The 18548-nt window shown below is 68.9% G+C and carries 18 protein-coding genes; 7 read left to right on the top strand and 11 right to left on the bottom strand.

The window, feature by feature from the left end:
- Positions 1-13: 13 nt before the first annotated feature.
- The 7 genes from FHX42_RS12420 to FHX42_RS12390 all read right to left on the bottom strand — a co-directional run bounded on the left by FHX42_RS12420 (position 14) and on the right by FHX42_RS12390 (position 7807).
- On the bottom strand, positions 14-1012 hold the full coding sequence (locus FHX42_RS12420; protein WP_182544434.1) for a hypothetical protein: 999 nt from the start codon (positions 1010-1012) through the stop codon (positions 14-16).
- Between the two features lie 87 nt (positions 1013-1099).
- Positions 1100-1786 carry a dihydroxyacetone kinase phosphoryl donor subunit DhaM gene (dhaM, locus tag FHX42_RS12415; protein ID WP_182544433.1) on the bottom strand — a complete coding sequence of 229 codons (687 nt, stop codon included), beginning with the start codon at positions 1784-1786 and terminating at the stop codon, positions 1100-1102.
- Positions 1783-2436: a dihydroxyacetone kinase subunit DhaL gene (dhaL, locus tag FHX42_RS12410; protein ID WP_235987277.1), complete on the bottom strand. Its 654-nt coding sequence runs from the start codon at positions 2434-2436 to the stop codon at positions 1783-1785. Before dhaL ends, dhaM begins: the two co-directional genes overlap by 4 nt.
- 13 nt (positions 2437-2449) lie before the next feature.
- Complete coding sequence (dhaK, locus tag FHX42_RS12405; protein WP_182544431.1) at positions 2450-3436, bottom strand: dihydroxyacetone kinase subunit DhaK; 987 nt, start codon at positions 3434-3436, stop codon at positions 2450-2452.
- Positions 3437-3474: 38 nt separating this feature from the next.
- Positions 3475-4998 carry an aldehyde dehydrogenase family protein gene (locus FHX42_RS12400; protein ID WP_182544430.1) on the bottom strand — a complete coding sequence of 508 codons (1524 nt, stop codon included), beginning with the start codon at positions 4996-4998 and terminating at the stop codon, positions 3475-3477.
- An 850-nt stretch (positions 4999-5848) separates the two neighbouring features.
- Positions 5849-6115, bottom strand: coding sequence for a hypothetical protein (locus tag FHX42_RS12395; protein ID WP_182544429.1), 267 nt, complete (start codon positions 6113-6115; stop codon positions 5849-5851).
- A 12-nt stretch (positions 6116-6127) separates the two neighbouring features.
- Positions 6128-7807 (bottom strand): sodium:solute symporter family protein, encoded by a 1680-nt coding sequence (locus FHX42_RS12390; RefSeq protein ID WP_182544428.1) that lies wholly within the window; start codon positions 7805-7807, stop codon positions 6128-6130.
- A 444-nt stretch (positions 7808-8251) separates the two neighbouring features.
- On the opposite strand from FHX42_RS12390, the gene FHX42_RS12385 reads away from it, so the two are divergent.
- Together FHX42_RS12385 and FHX42_RS12380 are read left to right on the top strand one after the other, a co-directional pair.
- The gene (locus FHX42_RS12385) at positions 8252-9469 is read left to right on the top strand and encodes a helix-turn-helix domain-containing protein (protein ID WP_328796079.1); all 1218 of its coding nucleotides are present in this window, start codon (positions 8252-8254) and stop codon (positions 9467-9469) included.
- Between the two features lie 55 nt (positions 9470-9524).
- Positions 9525-9881 (top strand): hypothetical protein, encoded by a 357-nt coding sequence (locus FHX42_RS12380; protein WP_182544427.1) that lies wholly within the window; start codon positions 9525-9527, stop codon positions 9879-9881.
- Between the two features lies 1 nt (position 9882).
- Here FHX42_RS12380 and nucS read toward each other — a convergent pair whose 3' ends face one another.
- Positions 9883-10542 (bottom strand): endonuclease NucS, encoded by a 660-nt coding sequence (gene nucS, locus FHX42_RS12375; RefSeq protein WP_182544426.1) that lies wholly within the window; start codon positions 10540-10542, stop codon positions 9883-9885.
- Positions 10543-10648: 106 nt separating this feature from the next.
- Between nucS and FHX42_RS12370 the strand changes: the two genes are divergently transcribed.
- From FHX42_RS12370 to FHX42_RS12360, 3 genes are read left to right on the top strand one after another with little or no spacing between them, the layout of a single operon-like run.
- Complete coding sequence (locus FHX42_RS12370) at positions 10649-12067, top strand: amino acid permease (RefSeq protein ID WP_328796078.1); 1419 nt, start codon at positions 10649-10651, stop codon at positions 12065-12067.
- Between the two features lie 8 nt (positions 12068-12075).
- The gene (locus tag FHX42_RS12365; protein ID WP_182544424.1) at positions 12076-12621 is read left to right on the top strand and encodes an NUDIX domain-containing protein; all 546 of its coding nucleotides are present in this window, start codon (positions 12076-12078) and stop codon (positions 12619-12621) included.
- 32 nt (positions 12622-12653) lie between these two features.
- Positions 12654-13289 (top strand): LysE family translocator, encoded by a 636-nt coding sequence (locus FHX42_RS12360; RefSeq protein ID WP_182544423.1) that lies wholly within the window; start codon positions 12654-12656, stop codon positions 13287-13289.
- Here the strand turns inward: FHX42_RS12360 and FHX42_RS12355 are convergent, their stop codons facing one another.
- Positions 13290-13700 carry a hypothetical protein gene (locus FHX42_RS12355; protein WP_182544422.1) on the bottom strand — a complete coding sequence of 137 codons (411 nt, stop codon included), beginning with the start codon at positions 13698-13700 and terminating at the stop codon, positions 13290-13292.
- A gap of 103 nt (positions 13701-13803) precedes the next feature.
- Between FHX42_RS12355 and FHX42_RS27400 the strand changes: the two genes are divergently transcribed.
- Positions 13804-14253, top strand: coding sequence for a QcrA and Rieske domain-containing protein (locus tag FHX42_RS27400; protein WP_182544421.1), 450 nt, complete (start codon positions 13804-13806; stop codon positions 14251-14253).
- Positions 14254-14262: 9 nt separating this feature from the next.
- Here the strand turns inward: FHX42_RS27400 and murA are convergent, their stop codons facing one another.
- Positions 14263-15519, bottom strand: a complete 1257-nt coding sequence (gene murA, locus FHX42_RS12345; RefSeq protein ID WP_182544420.1) for a UDP-N-acetylglucosamine 1-carboxyvinyltransferase — start codon at positions 15517-15519, stop codon at positions 14263-14265.
- A gap of 140 nt (positions 15520-15659) precedes the next feature.
- Here murA and FHX42_RS12340 point away from each other — a divergent pair, with 140 nt between their 5' ends.
- Positions 15660-16232: a cob(I)yrinic acid a,c-diamide adenosyltransferase gene (locus FHX42_RS12340; RefSeq protein ID WP_182544419.1), complete on the top strand. Its 573-nt coding sequence runs from the start codon at positions 15660-15662 to the stop codon at positions 16230-16232.
- A gap of 68 nt (positions 16233-16300) precedes the next feature.
- Here the strand turns inward: FHX42_RS12340 and FHX42_RS12335 are convergent, their stop codons facing one another.
- On the bottom strand, positions 16301-18454 hold the full coding sequence (locus tag FHX42_RS12335; protein ID WP_182544418.1) for a glycoside hydrolase family 97 protein: 2154 nt from the start codon (positions 18452-18454) through the stop codon (positions 16301-16303).
- Between the last annotated feature and the right edge of the window lie 94 nt (positions 18455-18548).

Below are 18548 nucleotides of genomic sequence, written 5' to 3'. Positions count from 1 at the left end.
GGTACCGCTGCCGTCAGCGGGCGGGGAGGCGCGGCCATATCCGCTCGGCCAGACCCCTGGCGTACTCGCAGGCATCGATACCGTCGCCGCCGGGGACGGCCACCACCAGCATCGCCACCTCCACCTGCCCGGAGTCCGCCGCCCCGAACGGGAGGTGAGCCGTCTCGGCCATGCACAACGGCATCCGCGGATCGCCTCCGACGATGCTGACGACCGTGCGACGACCGGCGATTCGCTCGATGACCGCCGTGGCGTTGAGCCTCCTGGGCGGATCGCCCGCCGTGTGCACCAGGCGCACCCTGGACTCCCGGGCGCTCTTCTCGCCCCAACGGCACTGATGCCGGGCGGGAGTGGAGTGCGGACGAGCCCGCCCCAGTCCCGGAACCCGGCCCACGACGTCGGATTCCACCAGCCGGCAGGGGTCGGTCAGCGCCAACGAGTTCGGGGCGAACCGGCGATGTTCCAGCCGACCCCGACCGATCGCGGTGACCGCCTCCCGCGCGCCCGCTTCGGCCACGGAACACAGGCCGGAGCCCGGATCCCCCCGGAGCAGGTCGGCGCTGACCTCCATCGCGATCCCGTCGGAGAACACGATCAGCCGCGTGCAGTGCCCGGGTAGGGGGGCCTCGCGCACGATCCGGAACGGTCCCCGACGGGTCACGGGACGACCTCGCGTCACGGTGGCCGGATCGACGTGGCGCAGCTCCCCCACCGCGAGTTGCAACAGGGAGCCGTTGCCCATCCGCACGTGCAGCAGGCAGTAGTCGAGGGAGACCGTCCCGGCACGGGTGACGTGGCCGAACCGCCGCAGGGCGGCCGGATCGGTCATCGTGCAGGGGTCGATCGTGCGCGGGTCACCGAGCACCGCGCTCGACGCGTTCGCCGGGCCGGCACTCGTGCGCTCCGGCTCCGGCTCCGGCGGAACCGCTGACCCGCTTACGCAACCGACGACCACCAGCAACAGCAGCGCGAGGATCACCGGCAGGCCACGAGGACGGGGACGCGGCGGCATCCGGTCACCCTAACCCGCCCGCCCCGAGGACGGCAGTATCGTTCGGGAGCTCCCTCGAACCACTACGCAAACCGCACCGCGGACCCTCTAGGCGTCGAAGTTGTTGTCGGCGAGCTCCGTGATCCGCTGTACCGCCTGGACGGCGTCGGGACCGGTGGCGCGTAGCGCGATCCGGTCGCCCTTCTGCGCTCCCAACCCCATGACTCCCAGCACGCTGCTCGCGTCGGCCTCCTTGTCACCCAGTGCGACCGTCACCCTGGCCTGCATACCGGTCAGGCTCCGGGACAACAGCGCCGCGGGTCGTGCGTGCAGGCCGACCTCGTTGTCCAGCACGATTTCCTCACGAACCACGCCGGGCTGCTGGGACTCCGGGTCACTGGTGGCCGCCTGCCTGGTGTCCGTGCCGACCGCGTCGGCGGCGGCACGCGCGACCGCGTCCTTGTCCCGATCCCCCTGCGCGGCCACGGCCGCGGCGACCGCGCCCTCCACCAGCGGCCCGTCGGCCACGACCGCTCCGGAGGGGTCGTCCAGTGCCTCCACGGCGAGTTCGGCGGTCATGTGTGCGCTTCCGAGGTCGTAGACCAGCACGACTCCGGAACCGGTCTCGGCCTCCTCCAAAGCCGCCGAGACGGATTCGAAGTCCGTTCCGGTACCGCCGTCGGCCGTGCCACCGGTGGGGACGATCCGCACCCCGGGAGCCATCTGCTCCGCGAGCTCGGCAACCCCCTCGGCCAACCGTCGGCTGTGTGAAACGAGCACCAGTCCCACGCTCACCGCCGCACCCCCGTCGTCTCGGCGAAAGTCCCGAGCAACAGAGCTGTCGAGCGCGCCCCAGGATCGACGTGCCCGGCACTGCGCTCCCCCAGGTAGGAAGCCCTGCCCTTGCGTGCCACCAGTTCCTCCGTGTTCCGCGCACCGGTGTGGGCGGCTTCGGCCGCCGCCGCGAGCACCCCGGACGGGCCGTGTCCGGAGCCGGCGGCCGACTTGGCCGCGTCCACGGCCGGTGAAAGCGCGTCGATCATCGTCTTGTCTCCGACCACCGCCTTGCCCCGGGCGGTGACCCCTTCCATACCGGCCTGCAACGCGGCGGCCACGGCGGTCCCGTCGAGTTCGGTGACGTCACCGACCGCCGAGGCCGCGCGCAGGAACGCCGTGCCGTACAGCGGCCCCGAAGCGCCTCCCACGGAAGAGATCAACGTGGTGGCTACGAGCTTCAGCACGGCTCCCGGGGTCTCCGATGGCGCGGATTCCACTTGGGAGACCGCGGCGCGGAAGCCCCGTTCCATGTTCTCCCCGTGGTCGGCATCGCCGATCTCGCGGTCGAGGCGTACCAGTTCGTCGCGGTGCTCGGTCACGGCTTCCGAGCCGGCACGCACGGCCGCGATCACGTCCCGAGTACTACAGCCACCCATCGAATCACCCATCGTCGTCGGTTGATCACCAGCTTAGTGCCGGAGTGCGCACCGGTGTGTCCCACAATTCGGTGAGTTCGTCGTCGAGTTTGAGCAGGGTCAGGCTCATGCCCTGCATTTCCAGGCTCGTGACGTACGGACCGACCAGTCGCCGCCGCACCCGAATGCCGCGCTCGGCCAACATCCGTTCCGCGATGCCGTGCGCCAGGTACAGCTCGATCAACGGGGTGGCCCCCATCGAGTTGGTGAACAGCAGCACCTCGTCCCCCTCGTCGAAGGGCAGGTCCTCGATCACCGGGTCGAGCAGCCGCCGCACGATCCCCTCGGCCGACTCCAGCGGTGCGCGTCGGCGGCCGGGTTCACCGTGAATACCGATGCCGATCTCCATCTCGTCGGCTCCGAGGTCGAAACTCGGTTCACCCGCGTGGGGAACGGTCGGAGCCGTCAGCGCCACGCCCATCGACCGCACCCGCGAGCCGACCCGCTCGGCCAGCTCGTGACACCGGTCCAGGTCGTGGCCACGCTCGGCCGCCGCACCCACGATCCGTTCCAGCAGCACCGTGCCGCCCACACCGCGCCGCCCCGCCGTGTTGGTCGAGTCCTCGACGGCGACGTCGTCCTGAACCACCACGGTGCGAACGTCGACCTCCGCCAACTCGGCGGCCGTCTCGAAGTTCAACACGTCGCCGGTGTAGTTCTTGACCACCAGCAGCACGCCGGCTCCCGCCTCCGTCTCCCCGATGGCGGCCTGCACCGCGTCCGGTGTCGGGGAGGTGAACACAGGTCCCGGCACCGCGGCGGCCAGCATCCCCTTCCCGACGAAGCCCGCGTGCAACGGCTCGTGACCGGAACCGCCACCGGAGACGACAGCCACCCGATCACGGACGGGTGCGTCGGCGCGAACGACGACCGCCGGATCGGTGCGCACCCGCAGCAGTTGGGGATGGGCCGCCGCCATGCCCCGCAGGGACTCGGCGACCACGTCCGCCGGTTCGTTGACGATCTTCTTCACCGGTGGCCTCCTCGCGGAAGAACTGTTGACTACCCGACTCAACGACCGCGCAGCATCCGCACCAGGCGCATGAGGTGTCGCACCGTGCGCGAGGAGCGGCCGAAGGTCATGGGATTGATCGGCATCCGATACTTCATGCGCGTCACCGCCTGCGAACGGGTGAATTCACGCAGGCCGTCCGCACCGTGGATGCGGCCGAAACCCGATTCCCCGACCCCGCCGAAGGGCAGGGCCGGTACCGCGGCGAAGGAGATCACGGAGTTGACGGCCACCATCCCGCTCCGCAACCGCCGCGCCAGTTCGGCGCCGCGCGCGCGGGAGAACACGGTCGCGCCCAGTCCGTAGCGACTGGCGTTGGCCCGCTCGATGCCCTCGTCGGCGCTGGTCACCCGATCGACGACGATGGTCGGACCGAAGGTCTCCTCCCGCACCGCTTCGGCCTCCGGGGGGACGTCGGTGAGCACGACGGGCTCCACGAAGGGCGGACGCACCGAGTCGCTGCCGCCCACGACCGCCCGCGCCCCGAGGTTCAGCGCCTCGTCCACGTGTCGGCGGATCACCTCCACCTGGGAAGCCATGGTGATCGGCCCGAGGTCGGCGCGGGGTTCACCACCCGGCCGGAGCTTGTCGGCGCGTTCGGCGACCAGTTCCAGGAACCTCTCGGCCACGGTCTCCACGACGTAGACGCGCTCCACTCCGATGCAGGTCTGCCCGGCATTGGACATCGCCCCCCACACGGCGGCGTCGGCCGCGGCGTCGAGGTCGGCGTCGGCGTCCACGACCAGGGCGTCCTTGCCGCCGCACTCCACGAGCACGGGAGTCAGCGTTTCCGAGCAGGTCTCCATGACCCGCTTGCCGGTCTCGGTGGAACCGGTGAAGGCCAGCTTGTCCACTCCGGAACGACACAGCGCCGCACCGGTCTCGCCGTACCCGGTGACCACGGTGAACACGGGATGTTCCGGCACGATCTCGGCGAAGGTGTCGGCCAGCCAGCGCCCGACACCCGGCGTCAGCTCGCTCGGTTTGAAGACCACGGCGTTACCCGCGGCGAGGGCGTAGGCGATCGAGCCCATCGGCGTGAAGGCGGGATAGTTCCACGGCCCGATGACACCCACCACGCCCTGCGGCAGGTACTCCACGGTGGCCGCCTGGTTGGCCATGAGAAACCCGGGGGAGACCTTGCGGCGACGCAACACGCTCTCGGCGTGCTTGCTCGCCCAGTGCAGGTGGTCGATGACCAGGATCAGTTCCAGCCGGGCGTCGTCGACGGGCTTGCCGGTCTCCGAGCAGATCACCCCGGCGGCCTCGTCGATCCTGCGAACCAACAACTTGCGCCAGGCGTCGAGCCGCTGCTTGCGACCGGCGAATCCGAGCTCGTCCCACCAGCGCTGCGCGCCGCGAGCGGTTCGAACCGCTTCGTCGACGTGCGCCGCGTCGTGGGTCGGATGGCTACCGACGAGTTCCTCCGTGCGCGGATCGTAGGACTCGAACGTGGCGCGTTCCACCGGTCGTATGTCCGCCTCGGCCGAAGTGTCGGGATTGCCACGGGCGGTCTGGGTCATGACTGGCCTCCCACCGGTTCCTCTGTCGTTGTATGCGGCAGCTTACTGCAACAACGACCCGAAAAGGTGTCCGTGACTACTCCGATCGTGCCAGCGGACGAAGCCGGGGCGCTCGGCACCGACGGTGCCCGGATCACGGGACGGCCCGGCCGAAGGGCCATCCGCACCGCTGCGGAACCGACGCCGAAGACCTTGTCGGGGTGCTACGTCCGGAGCACCGTGATAGGTACCGGCCACGGTGCCCTCCCGGCACGACCGCGGACGGAGGTATTCGCGATGGCACGGGACCACCACGACGAGAAGCTTCGCAGGCCCGGGCGAACAGCGTTGTTGATCGTGACCGTGGCTGTCTTCCCGGCCTCGGCGATCGGTTACCTGGTCACCTGGGCTCTTGCCCGGGGTGCCGTCTCCGAGGACTGTCTCAGTCCCGGGCCGTGGAAAACACGGCGAGCTTGCCTGCCGAGTGCCGACTGGTCGGTTCCCGGGTGGCCCGCTGCTCCGCGGATCCACCCGCTACTACGAGACACCGGACGGGCGACGGCTCCACCGCGAAGCCGCCGGCCCGTTCGAGGACCCGGAGCTGGTGAACTGATCCCGGCCCCGTTCCGCGAGTGCACGCACCTGGGCGTTCCTGCCCCGCGCGGGGCGGAGAACCACGGGCTCGAACAACGCCGACAGCGCCGACCGGCACCACACGGCACGGCGCCCCCGGTTTCCACGAGAGATACCGGGGGCGCCGTCGTACCGGGCTCGTGCACTGCCCGGGCGAGTTCCGCACTGCTTTCGAAAGCTCGCATGCCGCGCTCGACCGGCCGAGCACCTCCCTTCGGAAGCCACGGCCGGTCCGGGCTCACTCCGCGGAGCTCTCCCCCTGCGTCTCCGGAACGATGATCGGCCGCCACCGCGCCCAGAGCAGGAACAGCGCGGCGAAGATCAGCATGCCGATGCCGCTCCACAGGTTGATGTTGATCCCCGCTGCCTTGGCGATGTCCTCGGCGCTGGTTGCGACCAAGCCCATGACCGTGATCACGACACCGTAGATGCCGAACAGGGCGGCGATGATCACCCGGATGTCGAAGGCACCGGCGGTGTGTCCCCGGCGTGTCGACTGGCTCATTGGAACCTCCCGTCAGGCGAAGATGATGTTGAGAACGATCGTGATGACGAGCACGATCCCGGCGAGGATGCCGGGCCTGCGATACCAGCCCGCGTCCTCACCCGTGGTCGAGGCCGTCCGCGTCGCCTTGGGGGTCAACGAGTACACCAGGCCGACAAGTTCGGCGTCCGCCTTCGGACGCGTCACCATGCTGACCGCGATGCTGACCACGATGTCAACCACGAACGCCGCACCGGCACCGAGGAAGCTGGCACCCTGACCGGGCAGCTCGATCACCCCGACGTTCGACAGCACGAAGACGGCCAGCGAGGCCACGGTACCCATCACCAGACCGAGCCACCCCGCTGTCGGCGTCATCCGCTTCCAGAACATCCCGAGGATGAACGTGGCGAACAGCGGCGCGTTGAACAGCGAGAACAACGACTGCAGATAGTCCATCAGGTTGGAGTAGCCGGCGGCGATGAACGCCGTGCCGACCGCGGCGGCGGTGGCACCCACCGTGATCCAGCGGCCGATGCTCAGGTAGTACTCGTCCGGCCGGTCCTTGACGACGTAGGACTGCCAGATGTCGTAGGTGAACACCGTGTTGAACGAGCTCAGGTTCGCCGCCATACCGGCCATGAACGAGGCGAGCAGACCCGCGATGGCGATGCCGAGGATGCCGTTGGGCAGCAGGTCGCGCATCATCAGCAGCAGCGCGTCGTTGTAGTCGACGTTGCCCTCGCCGGTCTGCTTGAACCTCGTCATCTCCTGCACCGACACCGCGGCGATCATGCCGGGGATGATGACGACGAACGGGATGAGCAGCTTGGGGAAGGCACCGATGATCGGGGTGCGCTGGGCGGCGGACATGCTCTTGGACGCCATCGCGCGCTGGACCTCGACGAAGTTCGTCGTCCAGTAGCCGAACGCCAGCACGAAGCCGAGGCCGAAGACGATGCCCGCCGCGCTGAGGGCGTTGTTGGCGAAACCGGTCAGCTCGCTGCCCGGCCACGCCGAGAGCTCGTTGGCGTTGCCCGCCGCCGACATCTTGCTCACCAGGCCCTGCCAGCCGCCGACCTTGGTCAGCCCGACGATGGTCAGTGGCAGCAGTGCGGCCACGATCACGAAGAACTGCAGCACCTCGTTGTAGATCGCCGCCGAGAGCCCGCCGAGTCCGGTGTAGGCCAACACGATCACCGCGGCGAGGATGATCGACAACCACAGCGGCCAGCCGAGCAGCAGGTTGACGACCGTGGCCAGCAGGAACAGGTTGATTCCCGCGATCAGCAGCTGTGCCAGCGCGAAGCTGAGGCCGTTGACCAAGTGCGCTGGCTTGCCGAAGCGGCGCAGCATGAACTCGGGAACGCTGCGGACCTTCGAGCCGTAGTAGAACGGCATCATCACGATGCCGAGGAACAACATCGCGGGCACGGCGCCGACCCAGAAGTAGTGCATGGTCGGCATCCCGTACTCGGCGCCGTTGGCCGACATGCCCATGATCTCGACGGCGCCGAGGTTGGCCGCGATGAACGCCAGCCCCGTCACCCACGCCGGCAGCGAGCGTCCGGACAAGAAGAAGTCCAGACTGGACGACACCGACCGGCGGGCGAGATAGCCGATACCGAGCACGAACACGAAGTAGAGCGCGAGCAGCAGGTAGTCAACCGCTCCCGCATCGATTCGTAGCTCCTCTTGGGCTAGCACATGCACGCTACCCCACCTCCAGATCAAACATTTTCAAACGATAACCACCACGTCTGCAACAGCAGACGAACAGTACCGCACAGTGCCCCCAGTCACAGGATCCGATATCAATTCGTTGGATCAGGTAGCTAAATCGATCCGGCTCACTCCACAGTGTAGTGATCTTGGCGGATTTTCCCCGGACGACGGGAAACACCGCATCGGCGAGACACATTCGGAGCAGTCACGACAACCAACACAACCGCCCGAACGGCGGGAGCGGGCCGGACTCGCCCGGATCCGCCGGACCGAGGGCCACAACGATGCGCGCCACTGACACCCCGTGTGCCCCGAGCGGTCACTGCGGGCGAACGAGGCCTCGTCACGTGATCGAGGTCTCGCTAAGCTGGCGGATACCTCTTCGCGGAGGTTCGCGAAGGGGTCAACTTCCGCGAAGGTGGTGGTCAGTTCGTGAGTGCCGACGTGGGGCAACGGATCAAAGCGGCCCGGCAGCGTGCGGGCATGTCGCGGCCGGTGCTGGCCGGTCTGGTGGGCCGTTCGGCCGAGTGGCTGAAGGCGATCGAAGTAGGGCGTCTGCAGGTTCCGCGGCTGCCGATGTTGGTCAAGCTCGCACGGGCACTGGACATCTCCGACCTCGCCGAGCTGACCGGAAATGGCGCGGCGATCCCGGTGCGGGCCTTCGCCGGTGGTGTCGAACACGCGGCGCTGAGCGAAGTACAGGCGGCGCTCACCGCCTACCGACTTACTCCGGATCCTCGACCCGCCGGTCTTCCGCACCTGGCCGAACGGCTCGCGGGAGCGTGGCGACTGCGGCACGCCTCGCCGGATCATCGGACACAGGTCGGGACGCTACTGCCCGATCTCATCCGGGACGCGCAGAACGCGGTACGGGCACATACGGACGCTGATCGACGGCAGGCTCGCCGCATCCTGGCCGGGGTGTACCGCCTGGCGCAGTTCTACACCGCGTATCAACCGGCACCGGAACTCGTGTGGCTGGTCGCCGATCGGTCGCTGAGCGAAGCGCAAGACGCCGATGATCCGTACGCGATCGCATCGGGTGCCTGGGGGCTGGTCCAGACACTTCGTGAATCCGGCCGGTGGGACGAGGCACTACAGGTAGCCGAGGACGGGCGGGAACAGCTCGCACCCCATCTCACCGAGGGAGCCGACGAAGACTGGTACGGGTTGTACGGCGCGTTGTTCGCCGAGTCGTCCCTGACCCACGCCAGACGGGGCAAACACGGGCTGGCATGGCGAGAGTGGGAGCGCGCGCACGGCATCGCCCGCAAGCTCGGACCCGGTTACCGACACACGCAGTCCTCGTTCGGTCTTCCCGTGGTGGGCGCACACGCGGTGAGTATCGCCGTCGACCTGCAACACACGGGCGAGGCACTACAAGCAGCACACACGGTCGCCCCGGAAACGATCACGTCGATACCGCGCCGGTCGCGGCATCTGATCGAAGTCGCTCGAGCACACCACAAGCGCGGAGACCGTGCCGCATCGCTGGCGACACTGGAACGTGCCGAGCGGACGGCATCGGAAACGGCACGTTACAACGGGTCCGCTCGTGAAATGGCGGTCGATCTGCTGCACTCGCCCCCGGCCGGTCAAGGTGACGCGACCCGCGAGCTGGCCGGTCAACTGGGACTACTCACCCGATAGGTCGAGGGTACTGCTCGTACCCCTCCTATGATCACCCGTGCCCGACGGTAGGGGTATGGATACGCAACCATCACCTCCGCACAAGGCGCCGCACTCGACCCAGCGCGACGAGCCGGCCGAAGAGTCCTGCGACTCGGTGTTCCGGTTGGAGCGGATCACCCTCGCGTACGGGCCGCCCGGGTCGAGCCGACGGGACACGTGGGTGGATCACCGCGGCGACGTCCACGAACGCCAACCCGGCTCGCACGAGCGGGTTTCGCGCTGCGGCCAAACGAGGGGCCCGAACAACCCCGCCCCGCCCGCACGGGCCTGCCACGAGCGCGTCGACGCCTACTTGCGGGCCTACGCCGCGACCCACGACTGCCGAACAAGCCGGTGCCTGCACCGCACCACCGACGACGGTCCGCGCTGATTCAGAACAGGCGGTACTCGTCGGGCTCGATGCCCCGGAGGCTGTCGTAGTCCAGCGTCACGCAGCGGATGCCCCGGTCCTCGGCCAGCGTCCGCGCCTGCGGCTTGATCTGCTGCGCGGCGAACACCCCGGCCACCGGAGCCAGCAACGGGTCGCGGTTGAGCAGCTCCAGGTAGCGGGTCAACTGCTCGACGCCGTCGATCTCGCCGCGCCGCTTGATCTCCACCGCGACGCTGGCCCCCTCGGCGTCCCGGCACATGAGGTCCACCGGACCGATCGCAGTCGGGTACTCGCGGCGCACGAGCGACCAGCCCTGCCCCAGGGTCGTCACGTGCTCGGCGAGCAGCTCCTGGAGGTGCGCCTCCACGCCGTCCTTGACCAGACCGGGTTCGGCACCCAGTTCGTGGTCGGAGTCGTGCAGGACCTCGTCGAAGCTGATCACGAGCTTCTCGCCCGACTTGTTCTGCACGGTCCACACGCCCGCGTCCTCGATCAGCCAGCACGGCGGGCTCATCCAGTTCAGCGGCTTGTAGGCGCGGTCGTCGGAGTGCACCGAGACCGAGCCGTCGGATTTGATCAGCAGGAGCCGCTGCGCGAGGGGCAGATGCGCGTGGAGCCGACCGACGTAGTCGACCTTGCAGCGAGCGATGACGAGACGCACTCGAGACAGGGTACGGACCGGGATCGTCACGGTGAGCACCCGTGCGCATCGCATTACGGCAACGTCTCTGTCGGGTCACTCGACCGAGGGAGTACGGTCCGTCGGCGTGTCGCTTGCCAGCAACCTGCTCCGCGTCAAACCGGCCGAACAGCTCACCGGGGAAGGTTCCCACACCGAGCTGAAACGGACGCTCGGGTTGGTACCGCTGGTGGCCCTGTCCGTCGGCGCGACCCTGGGTACCGGCATCTTCGTGGTACTCGCCGACGCCGCCCCGACAGCGGGCCCCGCGGTGGTCTACTCGTTCGTCCTGGCCGGGATCGCCGCCCTGTGCTCGGCGCTGTCCTACGCCGAGCTGGCCGGGAGCGTGCCGGTCTCGGGCTCGGCCTACTCCTACACCTACGCCACGCTCGGCGAGCTGATCGCCTGGGTCTGCGGGTGGTGCCTGCTGTTGGAGTACGGCGTGTCGGTGGCCGCGGTCGCGGTCGGCTGGGGCGGCTACCTCAACGAGTTCTTCCAGGGCACCATCGGCCTGAGGATACCGGAGGCGCTGTCGGCGCCGCCGGGCGAGGGCGGGATGATCAACATTCCCGCCGCGTTCGTCGTGCTCCTGGCCATGGGAGTGCTGCTGCTCGGAGTTCGGGAGAGCGCGCGGGCCACGACGATCGCCACCCTGATCAAGATCGGTGTCCTCCTGTTCTTCGTGGCCGTGGCCGCCACCGCGTTCAACTCCGGCAACATGACCCCCTTCGCCCCCGAGGGGTTGGCGGGCATCTCGGCCGGTGCCTCGTTGGCCTTCTTCTCCTTCATCGGCTTCGACGCGGCCTCGACGGCGGGTGAGGAGGCCCGCGACCCGAAGCGCGACCTGCCCCGCGCGATCATGATCTCGCTGCTGATCGTCACCGCCATCTACGTGCTCGTGTCCCTGACCGCCGTCGGCGCGGTCGGCACCGAAAGGCTCGCCGAGGCGAAGGCCTCGCTGGCGATGGTGCTCGACACCGTGACCCAGCAGGCCTGGCCGTCGATCGTGCTCGCGCTGGGTGCGGTGATCGCCATCGCCTCCGTGGTGCTCACCGTGCTCTACGGCCAGACCCGGATCCTGGTGTCGATGTCGCGCGACGGCCTCATGCCGCCGGTGCTGTCCCGGGTCAACCACCGCCGGATTCCCGCGCGCAACACGCTGATCGTCGGCATCCTGGTGGCCGTGCTGGCCAGTGCCATCCCGCTGAGCCGCCTGGCCGAGGCGACCAGCATCGGCACGCTGACCGCCTTCGGGCTGGTCAACATCGGCGTGATCGTGCTGCGCTACCGGCGCCCGGAACTGCAGCGCAGCTTCCGCACCCCGCTGATGCCGTTCGTGCCGCTGCTCGGCGTGGTGCTGTGCGGGTACCTGATCACGGGGCTGGCCGTGGTCACCTGGATCGTCTTCGGAATCTGGATGGTCGTCGGGTTGGCCGTGTACTTCCTCTACGGTATGCGACGCTCGAAGCTCAACGAGAGCGATTCCGAGCCCGAGAGCACCGTCTGAGGCAGCCGATGGAAACCGATCCACCCGTGACGACGGGCAGCCGCCAGGTCTACGCGAATCCCTGGATGACCGTTCGGGAGGACGCCATCCGCCGCGCCGACGGTTCGGAGGGGATCTACGGCGTCGTGGACAAGCCCGACTACGCGCTGGTGCTCCCGCTGGACGGCGATCGACTGCGGCTGGTGGAGCAGTTCCGGTATCCGCTGCGGCTGCGCCGCTGGGAGTTTCCCCAGGGGACGGCCCCGGACCTGGCGGAGGTCGAGCCCACCGAACTGGCCGCCAGGGAGCTGCGGGAGGAGACCGGCCTCCGCGCGCGCGAGCTGCTCGACCTCGGCCGGATCGACGTGGCTCCGGGCCTGTCGAGCCAGCGTGGTCGCGCCTTCCTCGCCACCGGTCTGACCGAGGGCGAGCACGCGCGCGAGGCCGAGGAGCAGGACATGCGCTCGGCGTGGTTCACCCGCGCCGAGTTCGAGCACATGATCGACACCGGCGAGATCACCGACGCCCAGTCCCTGGCCGCCTACACGCTGCTGCTCCTGCACGAGAGGCGATGACCACGCCGACGCACCCGCGTTAGCCTGTGGCGGTGCCCGCGCAACTGTTCCCCTTCCTGCTGCTCGCACTCCTGATCACCGTCGCTCCCGGTCCCGACATGGCTCTGGGCCTGCGCAACAGCCTGCGCGGCGGATCGAGCGCCATGTGGTGGACCGGCCTGGGATGCTGCTCGGGCGTGCTCGTGCACGCCACCGCGTCGGTGATCGGCCTGTCGGCCCTGCTCGCCGCCTCGGCCGTCGCCTACGCCGCCGTCAAGATCGCCGGCGCGGTCTACCTCGTGTGGCTCGGGGCCACCACGCTGTGGAAGAGCTGGCGCGACCGGGCGGAGTCGAACGAGATCCCCGACCTCTCGGCGACCGTCTCCGGGATCACCCGACGGTCCGCCTTCCGACAGGGGGTGATCAGCAACCTGCTCAACCCGAAGATCGCCATCATGTTCCTGACGCTGCTGCCGCAGTTCGTCTCGTCCGGCGAACCACGTGTCGCGACCACCGCCGCGCTGGCCCTGGCCTTCCTCGCGGTCGGTCTGGCCTGGTGGCGCCTGACGTCGTTGCTGGTCGGCGGCTTCCGCCGGTTCCTGACCCGGCAGCGCGTCCGGGTGGTCCTGGAGCGCCTGACCGGCACCGTCATGGTCGCCCTCGGCCTGCGCGTCGCCGCCGGGCCGTAGTCACCGGGCACGACTCCCGACGACGAGCAACGCCACCGCGCACACCAGAGAGACCAGTTCGGCGATTCCGGCGAGCGCCTGCGGGACCCCCGCGGCGACCTCGTGCGAGCCGAACAGCCCCACCGCCACGGCCAGCCCGAAGGCGATCAGCGTCAGCACGTTGAAGGCGATCGCACCCAGCACGGGAAGCCAGTGCTTCCAGGTCAGCAGCACCAGGGCGAGCACGAGCCCCGCCACGGAGTTGAGCAGGAACAACGGCCCGATCACGGGCACATCGTCGACCCCCTGCGCCCACAGCTCGAAGTGCACCACCGCCGACATCAGCAGGCCGGCGGCGGTCAGTCCCCTGAGCAGCTCCGCTCCGGCCGCTCGTGCCGGTCCGGCCGCACGGGTTGGTTGCTCGCTATGCATCCCACATCCTCGGGGCGATCAAGGTCGCGTGTGAGGTTATTCTGCCACTATCGTCCGGATTCGCACCAATGGTCGGATTCGATCGACCCACCCGGAGGTAACCGTGAACCAGGACCAGCCCACATCGCGCCGTCGGCTCCTCGCCACAGGAGGAGCGGGAGCAGGCGCCCTCGCCCTCTCGGCCTGCACGGGCGGTGACTACCAGGGAACGGAGCTGACGTCGACACCGAGCCCCGAGGACACGGCGCAGGACCAGCCGAAGGCGACGCTGATCGAGCTGGCGGCCGTCCCCGTCGGCGGGACGGTGGTCACCAAGGGACCGGACGGCAAGCCCGTCGCCGTCACTCGATCCGGCGAAAGCGAAGTCACCGCGCACAGCGCCGTGTGCACGCACATGGGCTGCACCGTCAAAGCCGCGGGCGACCAGCTTCGCTGCCCGTGTCACGGCTCGGTGTTCGAGGCCTCCAACGGCGATGTCGTCACCGGCCCGGCCAAGACACCCCTGGGCGCGGTCCCCGTGCACGTCGAAGACGGCAAGGTCGTCACCGGGTGACGTCCGGGATCAGTCGGCGACGCGCTCGACCGAGGCGCCGAGGGCGCAGAGCTGTTCCAGGAAGCTCGGGTAGCCGCGGTCGATGTGGAACACGTCCCACACCTCGGTGACGCCATTGGCGCACAATCCCGCCAGCACCAACCCCACGCCCGCGCGGATGTCCGAGGCCCACACCGGAGCGCTGGAAAGCCGTTCCACCCCTCTGACCACCGCGTGGTGGCCGTCGGTACGGGCATCAGCGCCCATGCGCACCAGTTCCTCGATGAACCGGAACCGCGACTCGAACAGGTTCTCGGTGATCATCGACGTGCCGTCGGCCACGGCCGACAGCGCCAGCGCCATCGGTTGCAGGTCGGTCGGGAAGCCGGGGAACGGCAGGGTCACGTAGTCCACGGCGACCGGACGCGAGTCCATCACCACTCGGAAGTGGTCCTCGTCGGTGGTGATCTCGGCACCGGCACCGCGCAGCTTCTCCAGCACCAGGTGCACGTGCTTGGGATCGACTCCGCGCACGGTGAGGTCGCCCCGGGTGGCCACCGCGGCGAACGCCCAGGTGGCACCGACGATCCGGTCCCCGATGACCTGGTGCTCGACAGGCCTGAGCTCGGTGGTGCCGTACACGGTCAGCGTCGAGGTGCCTGCCCCCTCGATCTTGGCGCCCATCTGCTGCAGCATGACGCACAGGTCGACGATCTCCGGCTCGCGGGCGGCGTTGTCGATGACCGTGGTGCCGTCGGCCATGACCGAGGCCATCAGGATGTTCTCGGTGGCACCCACGCTGGGAAAGTCCAACCAGATCTGGGCGCCGTGCAGGTTCTCGGCCTCGGCGACCACGGCACCGTGCTCGATGTGACTGGTCGCGCCGAGCTGGCGCAAGCCGCTCTGGTGCATGTCCAGCGGGCGTGAGCCGATCGCGTCACCACCGGGGAGCGTGACCACGGCGCGGCGACAACGGGCGACCAGCGGTCCGAGGACGCAGACCGAGGCGCGCAGCCTGCTCATGCTCACCGAGACCGCTTCGTGACTGATCTCGGCAGGCGTCGTGATGGTGGCGGTGGTCCCGTCGATCTCGACCTCGCAGCCGAGGCTGCGCAGCACGTCACCCATCAACGGAACGTCCAGGATCTCCGGGCAGTTGGTGATCGTGGTCGTGCCCTCGGCCAGCAGCGCGGCCGCCATCAACTTCAGCACACTGTTCTTCGCGCCGACGACGTCGACCTCTCCGACGAGCCGTGCGCCACCGTGTACCCGAAAATGCTCACTCACGGACAGCCAGGTTACGGCCGGAACACGATCGCGGGTGGAGCGGGTAGGGATACGGCCACGCGGTGTGAGATACGCGTCCGCACCACCGTCGGCGGTCCGAGCATCACGAGCACTCGACACGGAACACTAGGCTGAAGCGCATGAACGTCCACCTGACCAAGATCTACACCAGAACCGGCGACGCGGGCGACACCCGACTGTCGGACAACTCGAAGGTGCACAAGACCGACCCGAGACTGACCGCCTACGCCGACGTGGACGAGACCAACTCCGTGCTGGGGGTGGTCCTGGCCACCGCCACGTTCGACACCGGCGTCTACGAGGCCCTGCGCGCCGTGCAGAACGACCTGTTCGACGTCGGTGCCGACCTGTCCACCCCCGTGGTCGAGTCCCCGCCCCATCCCCCGCTGCGCGTCACGCAGAACTACGTCGACCGCCTGGAAAGCCTGTGCGACGAGTACAACGCGCAGCTGGGCAAGCTCGACTCGTTCATCCTGCCCGGTGGAACCCCCGGAGGTGCGCTGCTGCACCAGGCGCGGTGCGTGGCCCGCCGCGCGGAGCGCTCCGCGTGGGCGCTGATGGAGCACGACGCCGAACGCACCCACGAACTTCCCGCCAAGTACCTCAACAGGCTCTCCGACCTGCTGTTCATCCTGGCCCGCCTGGCCAATCCCGAGGGGGACGTGCTCTGGAGGCCCGCGGGCAACGCCTGACCCGCGAGCTGAACGGGACGTTCTGGCGGTGGGAGCAGCCCGAACGGCCCGTTCACTCCGCGATGCTGTCACCTCGAGTGGTTGTCCGACTCGCTCTCGTCGTCATCCGTGGCGGGCACGATCCGCATGGAGTGCCCGCTGCCGTTGGTCATCTCCGCGTGCACCGTCGTCGACGCGTCGACGAGCCGGCGGCTGGTCGCCACGGCGTTGGGATTCGATTCCAGGTCCGTGTCCGGTGCATCGGTGTAGCAGTGCGCCACGTAGGTGCCTTCACCGAGGAAGTCCAGCGGCACTTCGACCGTGCGCGCCCGCTCGTCGGTGAGGGTTCCCACGTACCACTCACGGCCGCTGCGACGCGCCACGCTGACGTAGTCACCGATGGCGCCGTCGACCACCCGGGTCTCGTCCCACGTGGCGGGCACGGACCGGAGGAACTCGAACTCGGGAGCTCCCCGGTAGTTCTCCGGCACGTCGGCGAGCATCTGAACCCCGCTGAGCAGCACCGGATACAGCGCGATCTGGTGCGCTCGCGTGGTGTGCACCCGCGTGCGGTCGTTGTCCGCACCGTGCGGGTCCTCCGGTGACTGCGGCGGGAACCAGGTGATGTCGAAGATCCCGGGGGTGTAGTCCAGCGGCCCCGCCAGCATCCGCGTGAACGGCAGCGTCACGGTGTGCTCCGGCGGGTTCCCGCGCGACCACGCCTCGTACTCCTGGCCCTTGACACCTTCCCTGGACACGAAGTTCGGATAGGTGCGCTCGATGCCCGTTCCCTTGATCGGCTCGTGAGCGTTGATCATCAGGCGGTGCTCGGCCGCCTTCTCGACGACCCGCTGGTAGTGCCGGACCATCCACTGGTCGTGGTGGTAGTGCGGCTCGATCACGCCGGCGTAGCCGGTCTTGACGCCGGGGAGCCCGAGCCGCTCGTACTTGGCGAAGGCCCTGTCGAGCTGCTTCTCGTAGTTGTCGACGCCGCCGCCGGTCTCGTTGTGCGCCAGGAACTCGACGCCCCGCTCACGTCCGTACTCGACGACGCGCCGCAGATCGAACTGGGGGTTCGGGGTGAGGAAGTCCTGCCGGTTGTCGAAGTCCTCCCCCTCCCCGTCCGTCCAGCCCTTGTTCCAGCCTTCGGCCAGCACGTAGGAAGCACCGTTCTCGGCGGCGAAGTCCATGTAGCGCATGACGTTCTCGGTGGTGGCACCGAGATCCGGACCGGGTGCCCAGGTGTTGCGCCCCTTGTGGATGCTCCACCACACGCCGACGTAGGTGGCGGGCCTGATCCAGGACGTGTCCTCGATGGCGCAGGGCTCGTTGAGGTTGAGCACCAGGTGCGACTCGATGAGGTCACCGGGGTGCTCGGCCAGCACGAACGTCCGCCACGGGGTGGCGAAGGGACCACCGAGGTGCGCCTTGGTCCGTCCCTTGTTCTTCAGCGGTGCCAGCGCGCTGCGCAGCTGAGGACCACCGTCGATCTTGGCCAGGGTCATCTCGGGGAAGTCGTGGAGCGCCGCCTCGTGCAGGGCCAGGTACAGGTCCTCGGCGACCTTGACGGTCAGCGGCGTCGCCGCGGTGCCGAGCCGCTGCCCCGGATCGTCGCGGGGCTCCTGCCAGTCGGCCAGGCCGCCGATACCGGTCAGGGGCGTCTCGGTGTGGAGGTACTCGTAGGAGTCGTAGTTGCCCGGGATCGACCAGGCCGTGTGGTCGTCGGTGAAGCGGAACTCCGTGAGCTCGTCCAGAACGTCGAACTCGCCCGCCTCCGCGCCGAAGAGGTAGCGGAAACCGAGGCCGTCGTCGAAGACGCGGAACTCCACGGCGAGCTCACCACCCTGACCGGGTTTCCGGAGCCGCAGCACCGCGCGGTTGCAGTGGCTGCGCACCTCGGCCCGCGCGCCCCACACCGGCTGCCAGGTCTCGTCGAGCTCGTCGCGGTGCACGCCCGCCAGCTTCATCCCCTCGCCCAGCACCGCTCCGTCGCCGAGCTCGAACCCCATCGCCGACCAGGACAGCGCCGTGCGCCCCGCCCGACTGACGGAGTACTGCGGCCTGCCGTCGGCCACTCGGAACAGCAGCCGCACCTTCCCGTCCGGCGACTCCACGACCACGGGTTCGCCGCGGGACTCGGCCGCCGTCACGGGCGCGAAGCTCGCTGCCGACGCGACGGCCCACCCGGCCGCCGTCATCCCCGTACCCGCCACGAACGTGCGCCGACTGATTCCCTCCGACATGCAAGCCACCTCCAGCAGCTATGGCCATCGCTGGAGCAGGATCCCAGCACGGAGGGGTGCACCGGTCAAGAAAGACTTTCACGAAAAGTCCGTA

Origin of the sequence: Halosaccharopolyspora lacisalsi (assembly GCF_014137975.1) — a bacterium.
GTDB lineage: Bacteria > Actinomycetota > Actinomycetes > Mycobacteriales > Pseudonocardiaceae > Halosaccharopolyspora > Halosaccharopolyspora lacisalsi.
Note: the sequence above shows the minus strand (reverse complement) of the source record. Positions and strands in the feature narration are given on the sequence as shown.

Bases quoted from the DNA above. Each gene is read 5' to 3' on its own strand.
- FHX42_RS12420 (WP_182544434.1), bottom strand. From the start codon at position 1,012: ATGCCGCCGCGTCCCCGTCCTCGTGGCCTGCCGGTGATCCTCGCGCTG.
- dhaL (WP_235987277.1), bottom strand. From the start codon at position 2,436: ATGGGTGATTCGATGGGTGGCTGTAGTACTCGGGACGTGATCGCGGCC.
- FHX42_RS12400 (WP_182544430.1), bottom strand. From the start codon at position 4,998: ATGACCCAGACCGCCCGTGGCAATCCCGACACTTCGGCCGAGGCGGAC.
- FHX42_RS12395 (WP_182544429.1), bottom strand. From the start codon at position 6,115: ATGAGCCAGTCGACACGCCGGGGACACACCGCCGGTGCCTTCGACATC.
- FHX42_RS12380 (WP_182544427.1), top strand. From the start codon at position 9,525: ATGGATACGCAACCATCACCTCCGCACAAGGCGCCGCACTCGACCCAG.
- FHX42_RS12365 (WP_182544424.1), top strand. From the start codon at position 12,076: ATGGAAACCGATCCACCCGTGACGACGGGCAGCCGCCAGGTCTACGCG.
- FHX42_RS12355 (WP_182544422.1), bottom strand. From the start codon at position 13,700: ATGCATAGCGAGCAACCAACCCGTGCGGCCGGACCGGCACGAGCGGCC.
- FHX42_RS12340 (WP_182544419.1), top strand. From the start codon at position 15,660: ATGAACGTCCACCTGACCAAGATCTACACCAGAACCGGCGACGCGGGC.
- FHX42_RS12335 (WP_182544418.1), bottom strand. From the start codon at position 18,454: ATGTCGGAGGGAATCAGTCGGCGCACGTTCGTGGCGGGTACGGGGATG.